Raw genomic sequence first — 20,314 nt, forward strand, 5'->3', positions numbered from 1 at the left:
TTGTCTTGCCAAAGAAAAGTAAGCAAAAGAAAGGCGCGCCCGAGATGGCGAAAGACTCCTTGAATTTCCGTAACCGGGCGGAGACGGGAAAAACTCGCTTCGCTCAAACAGTTTCCCGTCTTTTTTCCGCCCGCTTACAAAAATTGAAGGCGCCATCTAGGGCAGGGAACGACCAAACCGTCGGTGGGCGGTGGGCGGCGTTTGGGCAATTGCGGGTGGCGCGTGCGTTGGGCTTGGGTGCTGTGCTGGCTGTTGCGCTGGCGATGAGCGGTTGCGCCGTCGGCCCCGACTTCAAGACGCCTGCCGCGCCTGTGGCATCGGGCTACTCCGCACAGCCTGTGCCGCGCGAGACGGCGTCGGCGCCCATCCCAGGTGGTGAAGTGCAGCATTTGGCTGATGCCAATGTGCCGGCCGATTGGTGGCTCCTGTTTCAATCTCCAGCGCTCGACGCGCTGGTCGATGAAGCGCTGCATGCCAGCCCCACGGTGACGCAGGCTGAGGCACGCCTGCGCCAGGCTCAGGCTGAAGCCGAGGCGCAGTTCGGCTATGCGCTGCCCACGGTGGATGGCACCGTGTCTGCCGTGCGGCAGCAGGTCAACCCGGAAGCGTTTGGCTTCAACACGCCCAAGCCTGGGCCGTTCACGTTGTACTCGGCATCGCTGTCGGTGTCGTATGCGCTGGACATCTTCGGCGGCGTGCGCCGGGCATTGGAAGCATCGCGTGCGGAAGTGGATACGCAGCGCTATGAGCTGGAGGCAGCACGCCTGGCACTCGCCGGCAATGTGGTGACGTCGGTGGTGCGCATCGCCTCGCTCGATGCGCAGATCGCCACCACGCAGCGGCTGGTAGCGGAGCAGCGCAAGCAGCTCCAGATCACCGAGCGCCGCTTGACCCTGGGTGGTGTGGCGAACGTTGACGTGCTCTCGCAGCGCACCCTCGTCGCGCAGACGGAAGCGACACTGCCACCGCTCGCCCAGCAGGCCGCGCAGATGCGGCATCGGTTGTCGGTGCTGCTAGGCCGTGAGCCGGGGGTGGGGTTGCCAGATACGCCCACGCTGGATGCCATGCGCTTGCCTGATCCACTGCCGGTGTCGTTGCCGTCTACGCTCGCGCAGCGCCGGCCTGACATTCGCGCGGCCGAGGCGATGCTGCACGAAGCCAGTGCCAACGTGGGTGTTGCCACGGCCAACCTGTTCCCGCGGATCACCTTGTCAGCGGGGCTGGGTTCTGAGACGACGGGTTTCCGCAGTGTGCTGGGCGCCGGCTCCAGCATCTGGAACCTGGGCGCCGGGCTCACGCAACCGATCTTCCACGGCGGTACGCTGCGCGCAAAGAAGCGCGAGGCCGAAGCCGCCTACGACGCAGCGGGCGCCGCGTACAAACAGACGGTGTTACAGGGCTTGCAAGAGGTGGCCGATGCATTGCACGCTGTGCACAACGACGCGCAAGCGCTGCAGGCACGCGCATTGGCAACCGATCAAGCACAGCAGACATTGCAAGCTGCCCAAGCCCGCCACGCCGCAGGTGGCATCAGCACGCTCACGCTGCTCGATGCACAGCGTCAAGTCGACCAAGCAACGCTGCAGCAGGTACAGAGCCGCGCAGATCGTCTGTTGGATTCCGCCGTCCTGATGCAAGCACTAGGCGGCGGTTGGCAGCAATAAACGACGTTGGCGACAACATCTGCATCCAGACGGTGTGGCCGTACCCTGCCCTAGATGGCGCCTTGAATTTCTGTTGCTGGGAGGAAGAAGAGAGGAGGCTGTTTGAGCGAAGCGAGTTTGCCTCCTCCCCCTCCCTGCGACATAAATTCAAGGGGAAGTCGCCATCTCGGGCGCGCCTTTCTTTGCTTACTTTCTTTGGCAAGACAAAGAAAGTGAGTCAGCCCCGGCAGAGGATGAAAGGGAGGTGGGCCACCAAGCCCCAACCCTCCCCAAAAGCACCACCGCTCAAACAGCAGGCCGCAACAACCGCTGCTGATACGCCTGCAAATGCGCATACGCCACACGCAGCAGCGACACATCCACCCCCAGCTTGCGCCCCCGCTGCAGCATGTCACCGACGATGTGATCGGCCTCCACTCGGCCACCGTTTTCCAGGTCCCGCAGCATCGACGCCGTAAGCGGCGACCCCACCTGCGTCAGCACCTGCTGGCCGCGCTCACGCGCCTGCGTGCGGATGGGATAACCCGATGCGGCAGACACCGACTGGCACGCCGCAAACATCGCCTCGTTGAGCGCACGCCCCTCATCCGTGGCGACGATCTCGCCCACGTTGGCCCGCATCAGGCACGTCATCGACGCCAGCGAGGTCAGGAAGACAAACTTCTCCCACATGTCCTGCATCACGTTGTTGGCCAGCACCGAATCAAAGCTGGCCGTGGCGAACACGTTGCGGATGGCCTCGGTGCGCGCGCGCGGGGCGTGCGGCGTGCGCTCGCCAAAGGTGATGGACTGCGGCGCCGGGCCTGACCCAATGCCGAGGTGCAGCACGGCGCCATCGGGCGCAGTGGTGGCGCTGATGTGGCACAGGCCGCCCAGCACGCGCGACTCACCGAAGGCCGCGTCCAGCCGGTCCAGGTGCGCCAGCCCGTTGAGCACTGGCAGCACGACGGTGCGCTCGCCCACAGCGGGGCGGATCGCGGCAATCGCATCGTCCAGGTCATAGGCCTTGCAACTCAGCAGGATGAGATCGGCATGGCCCCAGGCGTTGGCTTCGTCGGCGGTAATGATCTGCACGGGCAACTGCGCATCACCCGCCGGGCTGCGGATCACCAGACCTTGCGCGCGCAACAGTGCCGCCCGTGCCGGGCGCACCAGAAAGGTCACGTCTGCGCCGGCCTGGGCGAGCCGTCCGCCGAAGTAGCCGCCGGTGCCGCCGGCGCCAAGTACCAGAATCCGCATTGCTGTCTCCATGTTGGGCGAGGGATCAAGCAAACGATTCTAGGCCGGTTCGTCCAAGCCTGCAGACGGTGCCACCGCGCGTTGCCGTTGCACGCTAAAATACTGATTTTCCTCACGATTTGACGCCCGTTCGGCCATTATTCAGCGCTGGCGGGGTCAGCATGCCATGACGTTTTCCAATAACTTCCACCGCCTCGAAACCCGCCTGCAGTCGGCGGTCGGTCGCGCCATCGGCGACTTCAAGATGATCGAGGACGGCGACACCATTCTCGTGTGCCTGTCCGGCGGCAAGGACTCGTACACGATGCTGTCGATCCTGATGGCGCTGCAAAAGCGCGCGCCCGTCAACTTCAAGCTGATCGCGATGAACCTCGATCAGAAGCAGCCCGGCTTTCCGGAGGACGTGCTGCCTACCTATCTGAAGAAGACAGGGGTGGAGTACGTGATCGTCGAGGCGGACACGTATTCGATCGTCAAGGAGAAGGTGCCCGAGGGCAAGACCACGTGCTCGCTGTGCTCGCGTCTGCGCCGCGGCGTGATCTACCGCACGGCCAAGGAGCTGTGCGCCAACAAGATCGCGCTGGGCCACCACCGCGACGACATCGTCAACACGTTCTTCCTGAACATGTTCTTTGGCGGCAAGATGAAGGCGATGCCGCCCAAGCTGGCCACCGACAATGGCGACCACATCGTCATTCGCCCGCTGGCCTACTGCGCGGAAAAGGACATCGCGTCGTACGCGCGCGCCATGGAATTTCCGATCATCCCGTGCAACCTGTGCGGCTCGCAAGAGAACCTGCAGCGCAAGAAGGTCAAGGAGATGCTGCTGGAGTGGGAGCGCCAGACGCCGGGTCGCATCGACAACATCTTCGCGTCGTTGCAGAACGTGGTGCCGTCGCACCTGGCCGATACGGACCTGTTCGACTTCAACGGCCTGAGCACGGGCCTGGCCAAGATTGGTGAGGACTCGCTGTTTGGCCAGACCTCTTACGATCAAGCGCCGCTGGTGTTTGCCGGCTCGCATGACGACCGCATCGAGTTCGTGCGCTTCGAGCGCAAGCCGGCCGCCGACGAGGCCGCCGCGAACTGATCGCGGCGTTCAGTTGTTCTGCGCCTGAGTAGCGCCGCCGGTTTCGCCGTCGCGCATCAGGTCACGTACATCGTTGATCCAACCCTGCAGGCGCTCGCGCGCATGTTGTTTCTGGCGCGGCGTCGTCAGGTTGGCGATGGTGACCAGCATCGCGGTATCGGATTCGCGGCGCACGCGCTGCTGGACGCCACGCTCGCCCGGGGCGCGCTGCCACTGGTCGGCATAGACCGTGAGCCACTGCACGACGGTCGCTTCATCCGGGCGCTCCTGCTGCACGCGGGCAATCAGCGCCAGCCACGCCTGCTGGCGCGCGACGCGCTCCTCATACCGGGCCGGCGTGCTGTCCACCATCGGGGCGATGGCTGTACGAATGGCCTCCTCCTGCTCGGCGGAGAAACTGCCGTATATGAGGCGTGCATCCTCCATCACTTTCTTGAGGCGGGCGCGCAGGCGCTCTTCAGCGTCGTCGCCCAGGTAGCGGCGCCGATACTTCTCGTTGCTTTCCGTCAATTTTTTCTGCACATGCGCAAGCTGCGCGGGTGTGGTGCTCAGCAGCAGGCGAGCGATGTCGGGCTTGGCCTGGTCAAAGGCGGCGCGCCCGAATTGCTGGAACGCTTCCTGGTAAACGTACATTTGCTGCGCCGTCACAGGTTGCTGCAACGCTTCCTGCGCGCGCCGCAGGAGCGCCGCCACACGTGGCAACTGGTCTTGTCGGTGCCAGACAAAGAAGCGTGCGACGGCTTCGCGCGTGGGGCCGGCCTGGGCGTCCTGCAGGTCAAGCTGGCCGTCGATCCACCAATAGGTCAGTCGCGCCCCCTGGCTATAGCCCACTTTCAAGGTGCTGCACGCCTGCAGACAGGCTAACGAGACGACCGCCGCCAGCACGACCAGCCAGCGGCTTAGCCGGCCCGGTAATGGCGCAATTGCAACAATTCGACCGTTTGACGGGTTCAGCTGGGGGGTAGGCCCCATGCTAAAATTTTTCATCTGTGTCTTATACGCCGCAAATGCGCCCCATAGAAGGGTTTGCTGGCGGTCCAGCCAACTTGAGGGGAGGTGGCGGGCAGCAGGTTCCGGGTGGCCATGTGCATGCTTGGGACACCGCTGCAGGCTATCGCTTCGAGTCACTCTAGGAACCTCCTGTGAATATCGTCATCCTTGCCGCAGGCATGGGCAAACGCATGCGTTCCGCCCTGCCGAAAGTGCTGCATCCGCTGGCCGGCAAACCGCTGCTGGCCCACGTGATCGAAACCGCGCGCTCCATGTCGCCAACGCGACTGGTGGTCGTGGTTGGCCATGGCGGTGAGCGTGTGCGTGAGATGGTCGGCGCGCCCGATGTCACCTTCGCGACGCAGGAGCAGCAACTCGGCACCGGCCACGCCGTCATGCAGGCGCTTGGCCAGCTCGATGAGAGCGTGCCCACCCTGGTGCTCTACGGCGACGTGCCGCTCACCCGCGCAGAAACGCTCAATGCGCTGGTCGGCGCCGCCGGGCAGGACCACCTGGGCGTGCTGACTGTGCACCTGGATGACCCGACCGGCTACGGCCGCATCGTGCGTGACGCTGCCGGCCGGATCACCCGCATCGTCGAGCAGAAGGACGCCAACGAAACGCAGCTTGCCATTCACGAGGTCAACACCGGCATCCTGGTTTGCCCGACGGCCAAGCTCAAGACGTGGCTGGCCTCGCTGTCCAACAACAACGCGCAAGGCGAGTACTACCTGACCGACGTGATCGAGCGCGCCGCCACCGAAGGCGTGCCGATCACCTCCGCACACCCGTTGGCCGAATGGGAAACGCTGGGCGTGAACAGCAAGGTGCAGCTGGCCGAGCTGGAGCGTATTCACCAGCGCAACCTTGCGCAGCAACTGCTGGAAGACGGCGTCACCCTGGTCGACCCGGCGCGTATCGACATCCGCGGCCACCTGTCGTGCGGTCGCGACGTGGTAATCGACGTGAACTGCGTGTTTGAAGGGCATGTGGCGCTGGCTGACGGCGTGCATGTGGGTGCCAACTGTGTGATCCGCGAATCGGCCATCCATGCCGGCGCAGAGATCCTGCCGTTCTGCCACATCGAGCAGGCCAGCGTGGGCGCGGACTCGCGCATCGGTCCATACGCACGCCTGCGCCCGGGCACGCAATTGGCCGAAGACGTGCACATCGGCAACTTTGTCGAGGTCAAGAACAGCCAAGTGGCGGCGCACAGCAAGGCCAACCACCTGGCCTATGTGGGCGACGCCACGGTGGGTTCGCGCGTGAACATCGGCGCGGGCACCATTACCTGCAACTACGACGGCGCGAACAAGTTCCGCACCGTTATCGAAGACGACGCCTTTATCGGTTCCGACTCGCAGCTCGTGGCGCCGGTGCGCGTGGGCAAGGGCGCAACGCTGGGTGCTGGCACTACGCTGACCAAGGATGCGCCGGATGGCAAGCTGACCGTCTCGCGTGCGCGCCAAGTCACTATCGAAAACTGGCAGCGTCCGGTCAAACAAAAGAAGGGCGCCTGAAGCGGCGTCAGATGCCCGCCTGCGCCGAACAGCGGATGCCGCTGCGGCGCACGAGCATCGATACTGAATGGAATACGTATCGAGCGCAGCGCATCGCGACGCTGTGCTCCAACTGGAGAAATCAACATGTGCGGTATCGTCGGCGCGGTTTCCACGCGCAATATCGTTCCCGTCCTGATCGAGGGCCTGCGCCGCCTGGAATACCGCGGCTATGACTCCTGCGGCGTTGCCGTGCAGCGCGACGGCCAGCTTGAACGCGCGCGTACCGTGTCGCGCGTGGCAGACCTCGACACGCAGGCGCAGACCAGCCACCTGGACGGCGCCATCGGCATCGCCCACACGCGTTGGGCCACGCATGGCAAGCCGGATACCGTCAACGCCCACCCGCACTTCTCGGGCGACACCATCGCCCTGGTGCACAACGGCATCATCGAGAACTACGAAGCGCTGCGTGAAGAGCTCAAGGCCGTCGGCTACGGCTTTGAATCGCAGACCGACACCGAGGTGGTCGCCCACCTGATCCATCAGGCTTACACGTACCCGAGCAGCGCCACACGCGGCAACCTGTTTGCCTCGGTGCGTGCATCGGTCAAGCGCCTGCATGGCGCCTATGCCATTGCCGTGTTTGCCCGCGACAATCCCGACGTGGTGGTCGGCGCGCGTGCCGGCTCGCCGTTGGTGGTGGCACTTGGCGAAAAGGAGACGTTCCTCGCCTCTGACGCGCTGGCCGTGGCTGGCACCGCGAGCCGCATGGCCTACCTGGAAGAGGGCGATGTGGTGGAGATCACCCGCGAAGGCTTCACCGTGATGGACGCGCACGACAAGCCTGCCGTGCGCGAGGTCAAGGAGGTGGGCGGATACGCTGCCGCCGTGGAGCTTGGCCCGTTCCGCCACTTCATGCAAAAGGAAATCTTCGAGCAGCCGCGCGCACTGGGTGACACGCTTGAAGGCATTCAGGGTTTTGGTCCCGACCTGTTCGGCCCGAACGCGGCCGAGGTGCTATCCAAGGTTGACAGCGTGCTGATTCTGGCTTGCGGCACGAGTTACTACTCGGGCTGCACGGCCAAGTACTGGCTGGAGTCGATCGCCAAGATCCCGACGCAGGTGGAAGTCGCCAGCGAATACCGCTACCGCGAGACGGTGCCCAACCCGAACGCGCTGGTTGTGGTGATCTCGCAGTCGGGCGAAACCGCCGACACGCTGGCCGCACTGCGCCACGCACGCGAGCTGGGCCACACCCACACGCTGGCTGTGTGCAACGTGGGGACAAGCGCCATGGTGCGCGAGACCGAACTCAAGTTCCTCACGCGCGCCGGCACCGAGATTGGCGTGGCCTCCACCAAGGCGTTCACCACGCAGTTGGCCGCGCTGTACATGCTGGCCCTGACGTTTGCCAAGCTGCGCGGCCATCTGAGCGACGCGCAGGAAGAAGACGCGCTGCGCCACCTGCGCCACCTACCGTCGGCACTGAACGCCGTGCTGGCGCTGGAGCCGCAGATCATTGCGTGGTCGGAAGAGTTTGCCCGTCGTGAGAACGCGCTGTTCCTGGGGCGTGGCCTGCACTACCCGATCGCTCTGGAGGGTGCGCTCAAGCTCAAGGAAATCTCGTACATCCACGCCGAGGCGTATCCGGCCGGTGAACTCAAGCACGGCCCGCTGGCCTTGGTGACCGACGAGATGCCGGTGGTGACGGTGGCGCCCAACGACGCGCTGCTCGAGAAGCTCAAGTCGAACATCCAGGAAGTGCGCGCGCGCGGCGGCAAGCTGTACGTGTTTGCCGATGCCGACACGCACATCCAGTCGAGCGACGGTATTCAGGTGATCCGCATGCCGGAGCACTACGGCCAGCTCTCGCCGATCCTGCACGTGGTGCCGCTGCAATTGCTGGCGTATCACACGGCGCTGGCGCGTGGCACCGATGTCGATAAGCCGCGGAACCTCGCCAAGTCGGTCACAGTCGAGTAAGTCTTATCGCTGTGCCAAAAAATGTGGCGAGGAAATGAAAGCGTTTCAAACTCGCTGAGTACAGCCCGGTTTCTGGGGGGGAAGTTCCTCCAGAAACCGCTGTACTGTAAGGCTTCAAACACTACTTCATGTTTGCGGGCGCGCCGCCGTGGTGCCGCACTTCTCACCCCGCATAGTCCAATTGTTTTTCCATGGTTCGCGCGCATTTCCTGTCGCACGCGTGCGCTCATTCCGCCGTTGAGAAACACATCTCGCGGTTCGTGGTGTGTATAGCGCGGAACTGAGGCATGTCGAATAGTTGGCGGGAATCTGCTCAAGTTTGAGCAGATTCTCCGGAAGGGCTTTGCCCACCTAATGTTTCGCGGCCATCAAGCGAACCGGCAGCAGCCGGCTCAGCGAAAGCTAGGGCTTAGTCTTCGTTGCCATCCGCTTCGTCGCCATCCTCTTCGGGGAAGAAATCGTCGTACGTTGTGTCGATGTCCTCCTCGCTCATATTGAGAAGGCGGGTGCCGCCCTGGGCCAAACGCTTGTAACCAAGCTTCACCCAGGAATCCGACTTTTCCAGCGAGATGATGGCAAATTCGCCACCGAGACGCACGAACAACCAGTTCAACTCCTCGAGCTCGTCTTCGAGCTCCGCCAGGAAGCTTGCGCGCAGCGCCTTTCGATTTGCGAGTTTGCGAAGCGTGTTGATGGAAAAGCGGTACCGCGTGATTTGGCGGTCGCGTTCCTGCTCATAGAGCTTCGCGTTGATTGCCAGCAGTTGGGCTGTGGAGAGGGCGGAGCGGTGTTGCTTCTTCATCTTGAAATCTCATTCAAAAGGTTATGAACACCCTACAAGGGCAGAAATTGGGGTGCTATTGAGGGCGGTGCCTCATGTCGCGGGTCTAATTGTCACTGAAACCGTATTCGGTGTCGATGACCAATAATTGGTGGCTAATCGTGAGTTTAGATGCGAGCGTCCATTTTTTGGTCGATGCATCACATTCTGGCTGGTGGTTGCAACAATCGGCAGTATTCTGCCTATTATTGAACTTATCGCGGCTTAATGGGCATAATGTTGCCGATTGCTGCGGTGGGCAAGGACGAATCGGGTAGGCGGCTGCGAAGATGGGAACGAGCACAACACAAAGGCATCTCACTCCACTAGAGATTGAGGGCGAACTCGGGGAACGATTGAAGAAACTCAGAGTGCTCCGGAATCTGGACCAGGCCACGCTTGCCGCCCGGGCGGGTATCAGTGTTCGTACGCTGCGGAATCTCGAGAGCGGTCGCGGCTCGTCACTGCACACCCTCATCCAGGTCGTTCGTGCGCTGGGGCGTGAGCAGTGGTTTGAGACCATTGCTCCAGTCCCAACTATCAATCCGCTCATGCTGACTCGAGCCGCTGCGCCGCGACAGCGGGCAAGTAAGCCACGAGAAAAGAAAACGGCTTGAAGTCGCCCGTCAAATAATCAGTGGATTTGCGCCAGCGCACCCCACTTAGGTAGGGGTTCTTCGCCGGTTCTGAAACTGCTCCCACCGGGCCGGCTAGAATATAAAAAAAGCCAACATAATCCTTTGGGGATGGGGCGCGTTGTGGCCAAGAATCAAAAACAGAAAGCCAATGTCGACGACTATAGTGCTCTGCCTGACCCTTCGCCGTGGCCTGGGGCGAATGCACGGTTGTTAGGGTTGGGCGTAGGGTTGCCGATTTCTCCCATTGACCGCCTTGCACAGTTTGGCGCAGCCGAGTTCGAGCGTTTCACGCTCGAATGGGCAACCGGTTATCTCGCCAAACAAGTGAATGTTGTTGAAGTGCAGCAGAGAGGCGGTTCAGGCGACAAGGGGCGGGACGTTATTGTATGGCTCGACCCGGTTGAGGCGAAACCCAGAAGGTGGCACTTATACCAATGTAAGCACTACGATGCCAATCTTGGTTTGCCAAAGGCCGGCTGCGAAATCGCGAAGGTGCTGTTCTACACGCAAGTGGGAGGCTACACGGCGCCGGACGAATACTATTTCGTGACGCATAAAGGTGTGACGTCGCCGTTCCAAGACCTTCTCGACGACCCAGACAAGCTGAAACAGGAATTCATCTCGAACTGGGACACTCACGCCAAGTCCATTACAACAACGCAAGTTATCACCCTGACCTCCGAACTCAAGACACACATAGAAGAGTTTGATTTCAGCATTTTCCGTGCGAAGCAGCCCCATGAGTTGCTCGCAGAGCACGCGCAGACCAAGTTCCACCTTACGGTCTTCGGAGCACCGCTAATAGACCGCCCGCCGCCACAATCCCCGCCCTCCACCGTGGCACTTACGGAGACACAGTACATTCAGCAGTTGTACAGCGTTATCGGTCACGACATGGGCACCCCTGTTCAGACCGCTGCAGATTTCCAGCACAGCCTTGCACACCAAAAGATTTTCGAGCGTTCACGTATCACTTTCTACTGCGCTGAAGGCCTCAAAGAACTCGCTCGTGACCACATGGACCCAGCACACTTTAAGTCTCTGCTAGACGAGTTCGGCAATGGTCTTTACTACGCCTACACCGACCGGTCGGGACAACCACTTGCCCGCATGAAAAGTACTGTGCAGGCTGCGCAAGCCCTGCAGTTGGGTGCTCACCCTCTCGCACCCCACGTGACCACCAAGGACCGTGAAGGTATGTGTCACCAGTTGGCCAATGAGAGCTTAGTTGACTGGTGTAATCCATGAGCGAACGCCAATACGTGAGGCCATTCAATTCTTCGCTCGAGTATGGATTGCGCACTCTGTTCATTTTGAATGCCTCCAAGTCGGCTCCGATAGACCTCCAGCGTGTTGTTTCTTACGACTACCTTCTAGTGCACTCTGGAGATGTCGAAGACGGGCCAGCGAGCCTGCACCCGGCTGTTCCTCATCGGGGCACGGAGCTTCTTGTGAAACGCAGCTTGATTCAAGCTGGCCTTAACCAGATGCTCTCAAGAGAATTAGTTAAGGTGATTTTTTCTTCCGAAGGATTCTTGTATCAGGCGACCGATTTAACGAACCCATTTATAAGGCTTCTGAAATCGCCGTATGCTTACGAGTTGCATACTCGAGCGCTATGGATTGTCAGTTGTTTTGGTGGTCATACAGACAAACAACTTGCCTCGTTTATGGAAAATAATATCGGTCGTTGGGGTGCCGAATTCGACCAGCTTACTGCGGTTGATTTACTGGATTTGTGACGATGCTTCGGATAAGAAAGATACTCTTGCGTGGCCACGGTGTTGAAGACGCGTACGTTGAATTCGACAGTGGAGCAAACATTCTTGCTGGGGAGTCTGATACCGGCAAGAGCTTCCTGGTGCGTTGTCTAGACTATATTTTCGGCGCCGAAAAACTAAAAAAAAATCTCAAGGAGGCGGCGCCATATACACATCTCTTCGTCGAGTTCGAGAACTCCGAGCTGGGCTTCCTCACGCTTGAGCGCCCCCTTAAAGGCGGGAACCTACTTGCGCACCAAACTCAAATTAAGGACATCAAGGAGGTGGGTAAGGAGATTGCTCCTGTCCGCAAAGGAACGAGCAAAGGTCCCGATGTCACCTCTGTAATATTTCCCTTCTGCGGCATCGAAGAGGCTCGGCTGCGCAAGAATGTTCGAGGCGAAACGCAACGCCTAAGCATACGAACGCTCGCGCCGATTTTTCTTGTTGACGAAGTCTCCATCATTGATGAGCAGTCGCCCGTAACAGGTCGAACAGGATTCGATGATACGGCTCGCAAGCGCATGCTCTCGTTCCTGCTCACTGGCAAGGATGATGACGGTATTGTCGCGGCTGAGAAGGACGAGGTTGTAAAAGCCCGCCTCAAGGCGAAGCTCGAGCTTGTCGATGACCTGCTGCGACCACTCAACGAGCGCTTCGCTGCATCTGATAGAGATACGCAGGCGGGTCCGTCAATTGAATTCGACGAGCTCATTGGCAACTTGACCCAAGAGCTTGAGTCGGTCACTGGCGCCACCGCCGCCTTGCGCGAGAAGTCTCAGGCGGCAATGACACGGAGCGTACGCGCCGATTCGCAATTGCTTGGCGTTTCCGAAATACTCTCGAAGTATCACCTTCTGAGCGAACGGTATCGCACTGATTTGGAGCGACTGGACTTTCTCAGCGAAGGCGCCCACTATTTTGGCTCTCTACAAGAGGTCCCTTGTCCGCTCTGCGAGCAGAAGATGCCGCACGGACATACCGAGGAACAGGGAACTGATACGGCGACCGACGGCCAGTCGATTCGACGTGCCGCGACTGCTGAGGCCGAAAAGATTCTTGCGCACAGAACCGACCTTGCAAGAGCAATCGGAAGTCTGGAGCTGCGGAGGGACGAACTCAGCGATGAAAAGCAAAACGCGGAGCTTGCTCTTTGGCTTCTCCAAGAAGAGCTTACCCAGACGTTTGCACCGAGGCTGGATGACACTGCAAAACGCCTTGAGCTGCTAGTCGAGCTACGTGCCGACAAAGAAGCTGAGCGCGCTGAACGTGAGCGCTGGTCAAGTCTGCTCGAGCTCCGAGCAAATCTTGAAGCCTCCATCAACGAGCGCGGTCAAGTGAAGCAAGAATGGGATGCGTTGCCTTCTGAGCCTTTGCGCGGCCTTTGCGTAGAAATTGAAAAGGTCTTGGTCGAGTGGCACTGGAAGGGCACGCCTCGCGTTTCCTTTGACGAGAAGGAGTTTGACATCGTTGTCGATGGGCAAGCGCGCCAATCTCACGGCAAAGGTGTACGGGCGGTTCTCTATTCGGCCTTTGTCATCGGTCTCCTTCGATTCTGCGCCGCAAACCAACTTCCTCACCCCGGTGTAGTAGTAATCGACTCTCCGCTAACAAGCTATAAGAAGAAAGCAGCGAAGGAAGTGTCAGGCTCTGACGAGCCAATTGAAGCCGGTGTCGAAGCGGGTTTCTGGCATTCACTCACGCGCGTACCAAAGGACGTGCAAATAATTGTTATTGAAAATAAGGAGCCGCCGAATTCCGTCGCGGACGAGGTTCACTACGAATGGTTTGCGGGAGAGTACGCCAACGCGGGGGAGCGCGCCGCACTAATTCCTGCCGTCGCCGCGCAAACTTGAGCGTGCGCGCTGTGTCAGTCGGTGTAACCAATACATATTCGGGGAGTGAACTATCCATGCATGAGAGAAATGGTGCTGGTTCGACCGACGCAGAGCATGCGCGCGCTGAGGCGTTACAGCAGCGAGACCTGTTCATGGCAAGTGTCTCCAAAGAGTTGCTGGAAGAGGAAGATACGATTGCCCGGACGGTTGGGCTGATGAACAGTGGGGCTCGGCCGAAGCTGCGCAAGATTTATGCGCTGGTCGACAAGCTTGTCGACGCGGCTGGTCCTTTTGTAGCTTGCAAACGCGGCTGCAGCGCCTGCTGTCATATCAACATCAATATCACAGAGGTCGAAGCGCAGGTTATCGAAGAGCAAACTGGGCGACGCTATACACGACTAGCTACACCCGTTCGGCATCCATTAGACAAGTTCACTGGAGTGCCCTGCCCATTCTTGGTAGATGGAGCTTGCTCGATATATTCGGTTCGCCCGTTCATGTGCCGACATCACTTGTCGTTCAATTTGGATGCGTACTGGTGCGCACCGGAGAGAGCGCACCTTGCGGAGATGCCAATGGTTTCCTTTGGTGCTGCAAAGCAGGCTCACCGCTCGGTCACCCGACTGGACACCGGCGGCATACACGGTGACATCCGAGACTTCTTTCCTTGAGTGCGGCGCGGCAGCGCGCGGGCCGGTTCCTGCCCCGCTACGTGCTTTGGGATGCTGAGCCGCTAACCGTGGACTTGTGGCTAGCGCCCTAACAGGCGACGCAAATCACCGGAGTGCAAATGCCAGAACTCGCCAGCGAGACCACCGCAACGGTCTCAACTTAAACCAACCGGCCTCCTCGAAAGCCGGGGCGATTCAGTGGGGCTGAAATTTCAATGAGGAAGGAGAGGTCAACTTGAGTTCGCTCGGTATGAACAAAAACGGGGACGTGCGCAGCGCCTCCGAGTTCAAGGAAATCTTTGAGGAGACAGGCAACTCATACGGGCCTTACAGATGTCCGTTCTGCGAGGTCCGATACGAGGACAGGTGCATCGTTACCGAATGCGTGAAGGCTCCACACTTCAAGTTGCCGAATGAAACGGCGCACCGCAGTGGCTGCAATGGTGAAGCGGGCGAAGATGTGTCCCCTGGTGGGAGTGGCTTACCGAATGGACCGAGGCGAAGGGTTTTGGGCGAAATCGAACTCCCAGAAGCTCTGGTGAAGCGCCGAAAGGCGTCGGTCGTGCGCAGACCTGGTGACGATGGACTCGGTGCACCTCCTGACGCGATTGAGGTGACCAGACGCCGCAGGCTAGTGGCTACCGACCAGACAATTTCGAGCCTCTTCACCACGTCTCAACTCCGCCCCATCGTTCATGCTTACAAGCGTCTGCGAAAGCATGCGTATGAGCAGGCTGTTGCAGCCAACTTCAAACAGGGAAGTGCCGACTACAACGAGAGTTTCCGGAAGACTCTCAACGCCCACAATTTGTCGCTCTACGAGCACAAGCTGACGTATGGGAACGCGTTCCAAGGCAGCAAATTGCAACCCTGGCGGATTGAGCGCGTGTACTACGGCTCAGGGAAGGTTCGAACAGAGGGCGGTCATCTAGTTATCAATGACAAAGATTCTTGGCCGAAGCTGCCAAAAAACAAGGCCGACCTAGTGCCCTTCGAGGTCAGGCTCAGTCGGATATTAGAGGCTGACGCGCCGACCAGTCATTTGAGGGCTTTGGATGAGCTGGAGCGCCTTGCCACCGCTGACCAATATGTCGAGTGGTATGCCTACGGTATGCCAATGCTCCAGATGGACCATTTTGAGCTCAATGTGGACTCTTTGGACCATCTCTACTGGATTGGTCAGCATCAGCGCTAAAGCAGTGGCTCGGTGAACTAGCTCTTAGGTCCTCGCTGTGCCTCGATGGTGTCCGCTACCTATCAAAATTACCGCAGGTTTTCAGAACCCCAGTTGCTCCACTTATTGAGCAACAACGATACTTAAGAGGAACGTATGGCGACATATAAAGACTTGCTCGCACAGAAGGCTAAGCTTGAAGAGCAGCTCGAAGCCGCACGGCAAGCTGAGGTTGAGACCGCTATCCAGCAGGTGCGTCAAATCGTTCACGAATACGGACTGACGGCTGAGGACCTCGGACTCGCTACTAAAGCGAAGAAGCGCAAGGGAACGGTGGTCGCGCCGAAGTATGTGGACCCCAAGACTGGGGCGACTTGGTCTGGCCGCGGTCGAGCTCCAGCTTGGATTGGCAAGAATCGCGACCGTTTTTTGATTAAGTAGTCCCAACTTGGACGAGGGCGTGCGAATATCATAGGTCGCACGCCAGACCTCACAGCGCATTCATGGTGTGGATGCAGAATTGATGGCACCAACGTCAGGTGTCAACTAACGCGACCCGCTCCCGTTTCCCCAGAAGCGTATTGAGGTACGCCGCTGGTCTGCTCGACCTCTTCAACCAAGCCGCGCACATGTTCACTGAGCTTGGACAAATATTCATCCTGCATCTGATTGCGTCCTCGCAGACTCATTCATGCATGGTGTTCAAACTTAGAACAGGTCGCCGCTCGCGGGTGGTGGCTTCTGCGCCCTGAGATTCTTCCCCTGGGGTTCAGGCGCCGCTTCCATCAACTCCGACGGATAGAGAGACAGGAAGGTTCGTGCCACTTCCGGGTCCCCGCAAGCCAACCAGTCATGCCACTTGTCGAGGGTCAGCATGACGACTCCTCGTTTCTCTTTTGGAGCGCGGGCAATTGGCGATGCGGACTTCGCGGCCATTGCACTCTTCGTCGTTGTGCGCCATTTCTGGCTGATGGGCGAGTACGCCGGCCGCGTCGACGTGTGGGGTACACAAGCAATGACCAAGACCTGGCTGCAAAAGCAAGTCGAATTGCTCACAGCGTGGGAATCGCTGCAGACGCCGGATTGAATCGGATAACTGGCTGCGGCGAAGCAAGCTCGCCTTCGTTCACGGTGGCATCTTCCCACATGTGTCCATCTCCCACTCTTGCAACCAAGGCTCAGCCGCGAGTTCTCTGCGAAGTGCGCCGAGGACGATGCCAGTGTCAGTCGTGCCTTCACCTGGTCCCGTCGCCTGTTCCAATTGGCGGGCGCGCCTGATGAGAACCTGCAGGCATTTGATTTCCCAAAGCAATCGCAGTACGACTGGGTCATGACCATACTGCTGCTGAATCTCGTGCAGGCGCTTCCGGGTGAGCGGCGGGAAGCGGCGCCGTAGTGGGAACGTCATCCTGAAACCCCAAAAGCCGTCGAACTACCGGCGGCTGCGCGACAAGCGCTTTAACGCCTGTTCTTCTTCCGTCGACCAATCCAGTGGTCGCTCCCACAGGCATGGCTCGGCAAACAACGCCGCATCCAGTTCGTTCAATCTCGCCAAGAACGGCCTATCGATGCCCCACATGCGGGCCAAGGTAAGAACGCCGTAGGCCTGTCTGGCGACGTCCTGCAGGCGATAGATTTCCCAGAGCAGGTCGCGCACTTCCGGCGTGGGATTGCTCTGCCATATGGCACGGAGCGCCGCCGAAGAAAGCTTCTTACGCTGAGTTGCTGGGGATGGAATGTCACGGGCTGCCATGGCCAAAGATACTGTATATTCATCCAGTATCTGCGGCCGAGGATATCCCGTCAATGAGAGTCGCCTCAATGTGATGAGCGCGCCCCAGAAAGGGTTGGCGAGTGCTGCTGACCTCTCGCCCAGGCGATGTCCAAACTCAACTAAGCAAGGGAGCCCACCTGGGCTCGCAGGGACCAAGATGATGCAAACAGGACAGGTGGTGGTGTGCATGCCCTCGCGAATTCCGAGGAACGACCCTATGGCGACAGCCACGGCACGTGCCGGTAGCCGGGAGGAGGCGCTACGTTTGGTGGGTTCGGGCGGTGCCGCAGTTGTTGAACTGGACTACGAGTCTGGTTGGCAAGACGCCGTGGAGCTTGGCCGGCTCGGCCGCGCGGTTGGTGTCCGCGTGGAGTTCCGAGGACATGAGAGCATTGCGGTCAAATCGCCTGCCGCTCTCGTTGCTGGCCTTGCGCGCGCGAAGCCGTCGTTCCGGCAACGCAATCTCTACTGCCAGTTCGACCTAGACCTATTGCCCGCTGGCCAACTGGAACAGCTCGAGGTCAAGGCTGCAAAGCTTGGCGACTACATTTTGGGCGGGCACCTGCTGCGAGACGTCGACGCTGTCTGGTCCGAGTAGCTCAGTGCGCTGACCGCCGTTCATCTCACCGGCAACACCCCTCTTACCGTTGGTTGCCGAGGCGCATCCGCTTGTGGCAGTGTGGCGTTCATTACACATGCAGCTCACTCCGATGTACTTCCTCTTTGACACTGACCTGGCCGGCAACTTTAAGCGCCTGAACATCAGCTTCTGGACGGGAGTTCTCTGTCTGGCGGTGGTGGTTGGGAAGGTGATGCTCTCCTCAGACGGCTCTGAGCAGATTGGTCCGTTTGGACTCGTGCTTCTCTTCGGAGGCGCGGCTCTCTGCTACTACCTCTTCCTGCTGGACCATATCGCCTTCCGTCTCAAGAAGAACGGGAGCCTATGGGTTTTCGGCTCACTCGTATGCGGCCCGCTCGGTTTCCTGATTGGGTACATCAGAATCTGCATAGCTGTTCGCGCATATCGAGGGAACGGTCTTCGCTGATAGCCTTCTTTCCGATGTGAGAGGCAGCGCCAATGTTCTTCTGGAAAAAGAAAAAAGCGGAAGCTCCTACGGCGTCGCCCGAAGAGCCGCTTTTCGTTAGGGTTCACGACCAAGACGAGGAGATGATGCACGCGCATGCGCGTGCATCGGCATCGTTAGACCAATTCGTGACTCATCTTCAAAGACCTGGCAGTCATATATGTGCAGCAAAACTGAGGCTTAACGACCCGGCGTCCTCCGAGCGCCTAGGCGAACAACGCTTCGTCAACTTGTGGCTTGCGCCAATTCAACAAGACTCGCTGGGCAACGTCTTTCGCGGGCAATTTTTTGAAGTCCCCAAAGAGCTGGCCCAATGGTATCGAGTGGGCCAAGTGAGGCAGTTCACACGAGACGACATTGTCGATTGGTTTGTTAACGATGCTGGGCTCATGCACGGCGCGTTCACGTTGCGCGTAGTCAGAGAACGGCTAGCTGAGTCGAAGCGTGCCGAGTTTGACCGCCACACCGGCGTAGTTCAGTGGGCAGACGATGACGCCGGAAGCGGCACGAAATGAGAATGCATACCCTGCCGCTTTTTTTTGGCCTCCTCTGGCGAACGATTGCTCTTCAGCTCATCGTATCGCTGGCTATCCTGATTCTGATTGGTATCACAGGCGCCGATGTCCTTCATCGAAACGAAAAGTACATCCTACTGAAGCCAACAATCATTTACGGCGCGTTTGCACTTGCGCTTCTTATCGGCTGGCTCGGCCTTCGGGTCAACCTTGTTCGAGCTATGTGGGGTAGCCTGTGCGACATGCTGGAGTTCCGCGGGGCAGCCGTAGAGTTGACACAGCGCGCCGCAGTAGCGCGTGACAGTGGTGCCCACATGCAACCATCTAGCTCAGACGGCCCAGGGCGTTCAGAGTCTGCTACGAATCAGTCCGATGTCAGTTCTCGGCCAGCGGCTGACATCCAACCTATGCGCAATATCATCTCCCAGGAGCCGGGCCCCTTCAGCCAAAGCCGGAAGTTACCAAAACATGAGGCTTAATGACGAAAACGTCATCCAAGCATTGACGGGTGATGGCATCCCTTTGGACCGTTGGCTCTCCCTTGGGAGTCATCTCGTCGGCTATCGTGATGAGACAGGTCGTCTAATGGCGCACATCATTGAGGATGATGCGCTCGCCGCTGCCGCCTCTGAGCTGCTTCGAAAGCGTGGGCAGTCACTACTGATTTGAACGCATGACGACTACATATTCTGAGCCCTTCTCTAAAGAGCAGCATTCAACGTATCGAGCCAGTCTCGATTCCACGGGATTTGTCATTCTGGAAGAGGGTGTGCCTAGCAACATGAGGGAGTCCTTGCTTTCAGAAATCACGCGCTCCTACAGCCCGGGGCAAACGAAGGAGGAACGAGAAGACGTCGCATATAAAACTTCATGCCGCTCAATGGTCGACCAAGCCTGGGAGCGCTGGAAAGCGAGCGACCGCCAGAGTCTTACACTGAACCAGCTAGCGCATCTGATGTTGAGTACAGCCGAGGCGCTATTACAACCTGCAAGCAACCTGTGGTGTGGACCGCTCCAGATTGCGGTGCGCGAGGCTGGACACGCTTTCCCTGCACCCCATATCGATGGGTATGGTCTTGATGATAAAACGCCGAGCACACCTCGCGCCATCGTTGGTGTATACCTGACAGGGGTGGAAAGCCGCGAGGATGGCGCTTTGTTGATTTGGCCGGCGCGGCGCAAAGAGATTGCCGACCTGCTAAAGGAGGAGCGTCATAACGACGCAAGAAATGTAGCAGAGTCGTGTAAAGCCAGCGACCAGAATGCTATGGAGGTTCTGGGAAAGCCAGGGGCAATGTTCATCATTGACGGTAACGTGCCACATGGAAATGCTGAGCGCGCTAATGAGGGGCTTCGCATCGCAGTCTACCTCCGTGTCTATTGATTCTCGGTCAGGGTCTAATCCGTCAGCCACTGGCGCAGATAGCTAGAACGATTCAGACACTAAACGCTATGGGCGGTCGTCCTACTGACGTGACCGGTATTCCGGTCCAGTTCTTATGAGAGGATTGAAGTTTATTGGATGGTGCCTGGTTGCTGTGCGGGCATCGGTGTTGGCCAGTGGGCGGCAG

The 20,314-nt window shown here is 59.3% G+C and carries 22 protein-coding genes; 17 read left to right on the forward strand and 5 right to left on the reverse strand.

Annotated features, from left to right (window positions below):
* Nucleotides 1-227 precede the first annotated feature (227 nt).
* On the forward strand, nt 228-1,664 hold the full coding sequence (locus tag R2N11_RS24985) for an efflux transporter outer membrane subunit (RefSeq protein ID WP_316682775.1): 1,437 nt from the start codon (nt 228-230) through the stop codon (nt 1,662-1,664).
* Nucleotides 1,665-1,949: 285 nt separating this feature from the next.
* Here the strand turns inward: R2N11_RS24985 and panE are convergent, their stop codons facing one another.
* Nucleotides 1,950-2,903 carry a 2-dehydropantoate 2-reductase gene (gene panE, locus R2N11_RS24990; protein ID WP_316682776.1) on the reverse strand — a complete coding sequence of 318 codons (954 nt, stop codon included), beginning with the start codon at nt 2,901-2,903 and terminating at the stop codon, nt 1,950-1,952.
* A gap of 166 nt (nt 2,904-3,069) precedes the next feature.
* Here panE and ttcA point away from each other — a divergent pair, with 166 nt between their 5' ends.
* Entirely contained in the window at nt 3,070-3,993 is a 924-nt protein-coding gene (gene ttcA / locus R2N11_RS24995) for a tRNA 2-thiocytidine(32) synthetase TtcA (RefSeq protein WP_316682777.1), read from the forward strand.
* 9 nt (nt 3,994-4,002) lie between these two features.
* Here ttcA and R2N11_RS25000 read toward each other — a convergent pair whose 3' ends face one another.
* Nucleotides 4,003-4,824: a DUF6279 family lipoprotein gene (locus R2N11_RS25000; RefSeq protein WP_316682797.1), complete on the reverse strand. Its 822-nt coding sequence runs from the start codon at nt 4,822-4,824 to the stop codon at nt 4,003-4,005.
* A 311-nt stretch (nt 4,825-5,135) separates the two neighbouring features.
* On the opposite strand from R2N11_RS25000, the gene glmU reads away from it, so the two are divergent.
* On the forward strand, nt 5,136-6,503 hold the full coding sequence (gene glmU / locus R2N11_RS25005) for a bifunctional UDP-N-acetylglucosamine diphosphorylase/glucosamine-1-phosphate N-acetyltransferase GlmU (RefSeq protein ID WP_316682778.1): 1,368 nt from the start codon (nt 5,136-5,138) through the stop codon (nt 6,501-6,503).
* 126 nt (nt 6,504-6,629) lie between these two features.
* Entirely contained in the window at nt 6,630-8,468 is a 1,839-nt protein-coding gene (gene glmS / locus R2N11_RS25010; protein WP_199032916.1) for a glutamine--fructose-6-phosphate transaminase (isomerizing), read from the forward strand.
* 409 nt (nt 8,469-8,877) lie between these two features.
* Here the strand turns inward: glmS and R2N11_RS25015 are convergent, their stop codons facing one another.
* Nucleotides 8,878-9,270 carry a hypothetical protein gene (locus R2N11_RS25015; RefSeq protein ID WP_316682779.1) on the reverse strand — a complete coding sequence of 131 codons (393 nt, stop codon included), beginning with the start codon at nt 9,268-9,270 and terminating at the stop codon, nt 8,878-8,880.
* Between the two features lie 308 nt (nt 9,271-9,578).
* Here R2N11_RS25015 and R2N11_RS25020 point away from each other — a divergent pair, with 308 nt between their 5' ends.
* From R2N11_RS25020 to R2N11_RS25050, 7 genes are all read left to right on the forward strand, one after another.
* The gene (locus tag R2N11_RS25020) at nt 9,579-9,905 is read left to right on the forward strand and encodes a helix-turn-helix domain-containing protein (RefSeq protein ID WP_316682780.1); all 327 of its coding nucleotides are present in this window, start codon (nt 9,579-9,581) and stop codon (nt 9,903-9,905) included.
* Nucleotides 9,906-10,046: 141 nt separating this feature from the next.
* Entirely contained in the window at nt 10,047-11,174 is a 1,128-nt protein-coding gene (locus R2N11_RS25025) for an ABC-three component system protein (protein ID WP_316682781.1), read from the forward strand.
* Complete coding sequence (locus R2N11_RS25030; protein ID WP_316682782.1) at nt 11,171-11,668, forward strand: ABC-three component system middle component 2; 498 nt, start codon at nt 11,171-11,173, stop codon at nt 11,666-11,668. The genes R2N11_RS25025 and R2N11_RS25030 overlap by 4 nt, the downstream gene beginning before the upstream one ends.
* A complete protein-coding gene (locus tag R2N11_RS25035) occupies nt 11,665-13,542 on the forward strand; it encodes a hypothetical protein (protein WP_316682783.1) in 1,878 nt (625 codons plus the stop codon). The genes R2N11_RS25030 and R2N11_RS25035 overlap by 4 nt, the downstream gene beginning before the upstream one ends.
* Nucleotides 13,543-13,598: 56 nt before the next feature.
* Nucleotides 13,599-14,195, forward strand: a complete 597-nt coding sequence (locus tag R2N11_RS25040; RefSeq protein ID WP_316682784.1) for a YkgJ family cysteine cluster protein — start codon at nt 13,599-13,601, stop codon at nt 14,193-14,195.
* 235 nt (nt 14,196-14,430) lie between these two features.
* Complete coding sequence (locus R2N11_RS25045) at nt 14,431-15,390, forward strand: hypothetical protein (RefSeq protein WP_316682785.1); 960 nt, start codon at nt 14,431-14,433, stop codon at nt 15,388-15,390.
* Nucleotides 15,391-15,525: 135 nt separating this feature from the next.
* Nucleotides 15,526-15,810 carry an H-NS histone family protein gene (locus R2N11_RS25050; protein ID WP_316682786.1) on the forward strand — a complete coding sequence of 95 codons (285 nt, stop codon included), beginning with the start codon at nt 15,526-15,528 and terminating at the stop codon, nt 15,808-15,810.
* Between the two features lie 267 nt (nt 15,811-16,077).
* Here the strand turns inward: R2N11_RS25050 and R2N11_RS25055 are convergent, their stop codons facing one another.
* Nucleotides 16,078-16,245 (reverse strand): hypothetical protein, encoded by a 168-nt coding sequence (locus R2N11_RS25055; RefSeq protein ID WP_316682787.1) that lies wholly within the window; start codon nt 16,243-16,245, stop codon nt 16,078-16,080.
* Here R2N11_RS25055 and R2N11_RS25060 point away from each other — a divergent pair.
* On the forward strand, nt 16,244-16,456 hold the full coding sequence (locus R2N11_RS25060) for a hypothetical protein (RefSeq protein WP_316682788.1): 213 nt from the start codon (nt 16,244-16,246) through the stop codon (nt 16,454-16,456). The genes R2N11_RS25055 and R2N11_RS25060 overlap by 2 nt on opposite strands.
* Nucleotides 16,457-16,801: 345 nt before the next feature.
* On the opposite strand, the gene R2N11_RS25065 is transcribed toward R2N11_RS25060, so the two are convergent.
* A complete protein-coding gene (locus R2N11_RS25065) occupies nt 16,802-17,122 on the reverse strand; it encodes a hypothetical protein (protein WP_316682789.1) in 321 nt (106 codons plus the stop codon).
* Between the two features lie 238 nt (nt 17,123-17,360).
* On the opposite strand from R2N11_RS25065, the gene R2N11_RS25070 reads away from it, so the two are divergent.
* From R2N11_RS25070 to R2N11_RS25090, 5 genes are all read left to right on the forward strand, one after another.
* Nucleotides 17,361-17,741, forward strand: a complete 381-nt coding sequence (locus tag R2N11_RS25070; RefSeq protein WP_316682790.1) for a PHA-granule associated protein 4 — start codon at nt 17,361-17,363, stop codon at nt 17,739-17,741.
* 97 nt (nt 17,742-17,838) lie between these two features.
* A complete protein-coding gene (locus tag R2N11_RS25075; RefSeq protein ID WP_316682791.1) occupies nt 17,839-18,189 on the forward strand; it encodes a hypothetical protein in 351 nt (116 codons plus the stop codon).
* A 32-nt stretch (nt 18,190-18,221) separates the two neighbouring features.
* Complete coding sequence (locus R2N11_RS25080) at nt 18,222-18,743, forward strand: DUF2314 domain-containing protein (RefSeq protein ID WP_316682792.1); 522 nt, start codon at nt 18,222-18,224, stop codon at nt 18,741-18,743.
* 2 nt (nt 18,744-18,745) lie between these two features.
* A complete protein-coding gene (locus R2N11_RS25085; RefSeq protein ID WP_316682793.1) occupies nt 18,746-19,222 on the forward strand; it encodes a septation protein IspZ in 477 nt (158 codons plus the stop codon).
* 194 nt (nt 19,223-19,416) lie between these two features.
* Nucleotides 19,417-20,127 (forward strand): phytanoyl-CoA dioxygenase family protein, encoded by a 711-nt coding sequence (locus tag R2N11_RS25090; protein ID WP_316682794.1) that lies wholly within the window; start codon nt 19,417-19,419, stop codon nt 20,125-20,127.
* Nucleotides 20,128-20,314: the final 187 nt, after the last annotated feature.

It is taken from the genome of Ralstonia flaminis, assembly GCF_958415495.1.
Taxonomy (GTDB): domain Bacteria; phylum Pseudomonadota; class Gammaproteobacteria; order Burkholderiales; family Burkholderiaceae; genus Ralstonia; species Ralstonia flaminis.

Bases quoted from the DNA above. Each gene is read 5' to 3' on its own strand.
- R2N11_RS25065 (WP_316682789.1), bottom strand. From the start codon at position 17,122: ATGGCAGCCCGTGACATTCCATCCCCAGCAACTCAGCGTAAGAAGCTT.
- panE (WP_316682776.1), bottom strand. From the start codon at position 2,903: ATGCGGATTCTGGTACTTGGCGCCGGCGGCACCGGCGGCTACTTCGGC.
- ttcA (WP_316682777.1), top strand. From the start codon at position 3,070: ATGACGTTTTCCAATAACTTCCACCGCCTCGAAACCCGCCTGCAGTCG.
- R2N11_RS25020 (WP_316682780.1), top strand. From the start codon at position 9,579: ATGGGAACGAGCACAACACAAAGGCATCTCACTCCACTAGAGATTGAG.
- R2N11_RS25040 (WP_316682784.1), top strand. From the start codon at position 13,599: ATGCATGAGAGAAATGGTGCTGGTTCGACCGACGCAGAGCATGCGCGC.
- R2N11_RS25080 (WP_316682792.1), top strand. From the start codon at position 18,222: ATGTTCTTCTGGAAAAAGAAAAAAGCGGAAGCTCCTACGGCGTCGCCC.
- R2N11_RS25015 (WP_316682779.1), bottom strand. From the start codon at position 9,270: ATGAAGAAGCAACACCGCTCCGCCCTCTCCACAGCCCAACTGCTGGCA.
- R2N11_RS25055 (WP_316682787.1), bottom strand. From the start codon at position 16,245: ATGCTGACCCTCGACAAGTGGCATGACTGGTTGGCTTGCGGGGACCCG.
- glmS (WP_199032916.1), top strand. From the start codon at position 6,630: ATGTGCGGTATCGTCGGCGCGGTTTCCACGCGCAATATCGTTCCCGTC.
- R2N11_RS25060 (WP_316682788.1), top strand. From the start codon at position 16,244: ATGACGACTCCTCGTTTCTCTTTTGGAGCGCGGGCAATTGGCGATGCG.
- R2N11_RS25085 (WP_316682793.1), top strand. From the start codon at position 18,746: ATGCATACCCTGCCGCTTTTTTTTGGCCTCCTCTGGCGAACGATTGCT.
- R2N11_RS25050 (WP_316682786.1), top strand. From the start codon at position 15,526: ATGGCGACATATAAAGACTTGCTCGCACAGAAGGCTAAGCTTGAAGAG.
- R2N11_RS25070 (WP_316682790.1), top strand. From the start codon at position 17,361: ATGGCGACAGCCACGGCACGTGCCGGTAGCCGGGAGGAGGCGCTACGT.
- R2N11_RS25030 (WP_316682782.1), top strand. From the start codon at position 11,171: ATGAGCGAACGCCAATACGTGAGGCCATTCAATTCTTCGCTCGAGTAT.
- R2N11_RS25075 (WP_316682791.1), top strand. From the start codon at position 17,839: ATGCAGCTCACTCCGATGTACTTCCTCTTTGACACTGACCTGGCCGGC.
- R2N11_RS25090 (WP_316682794.1), top strand. From the start codon at position 19,417: ATGACGACTACATATTCTGAGCCCTTCTCTAAAGAGCAGCATTCAACG.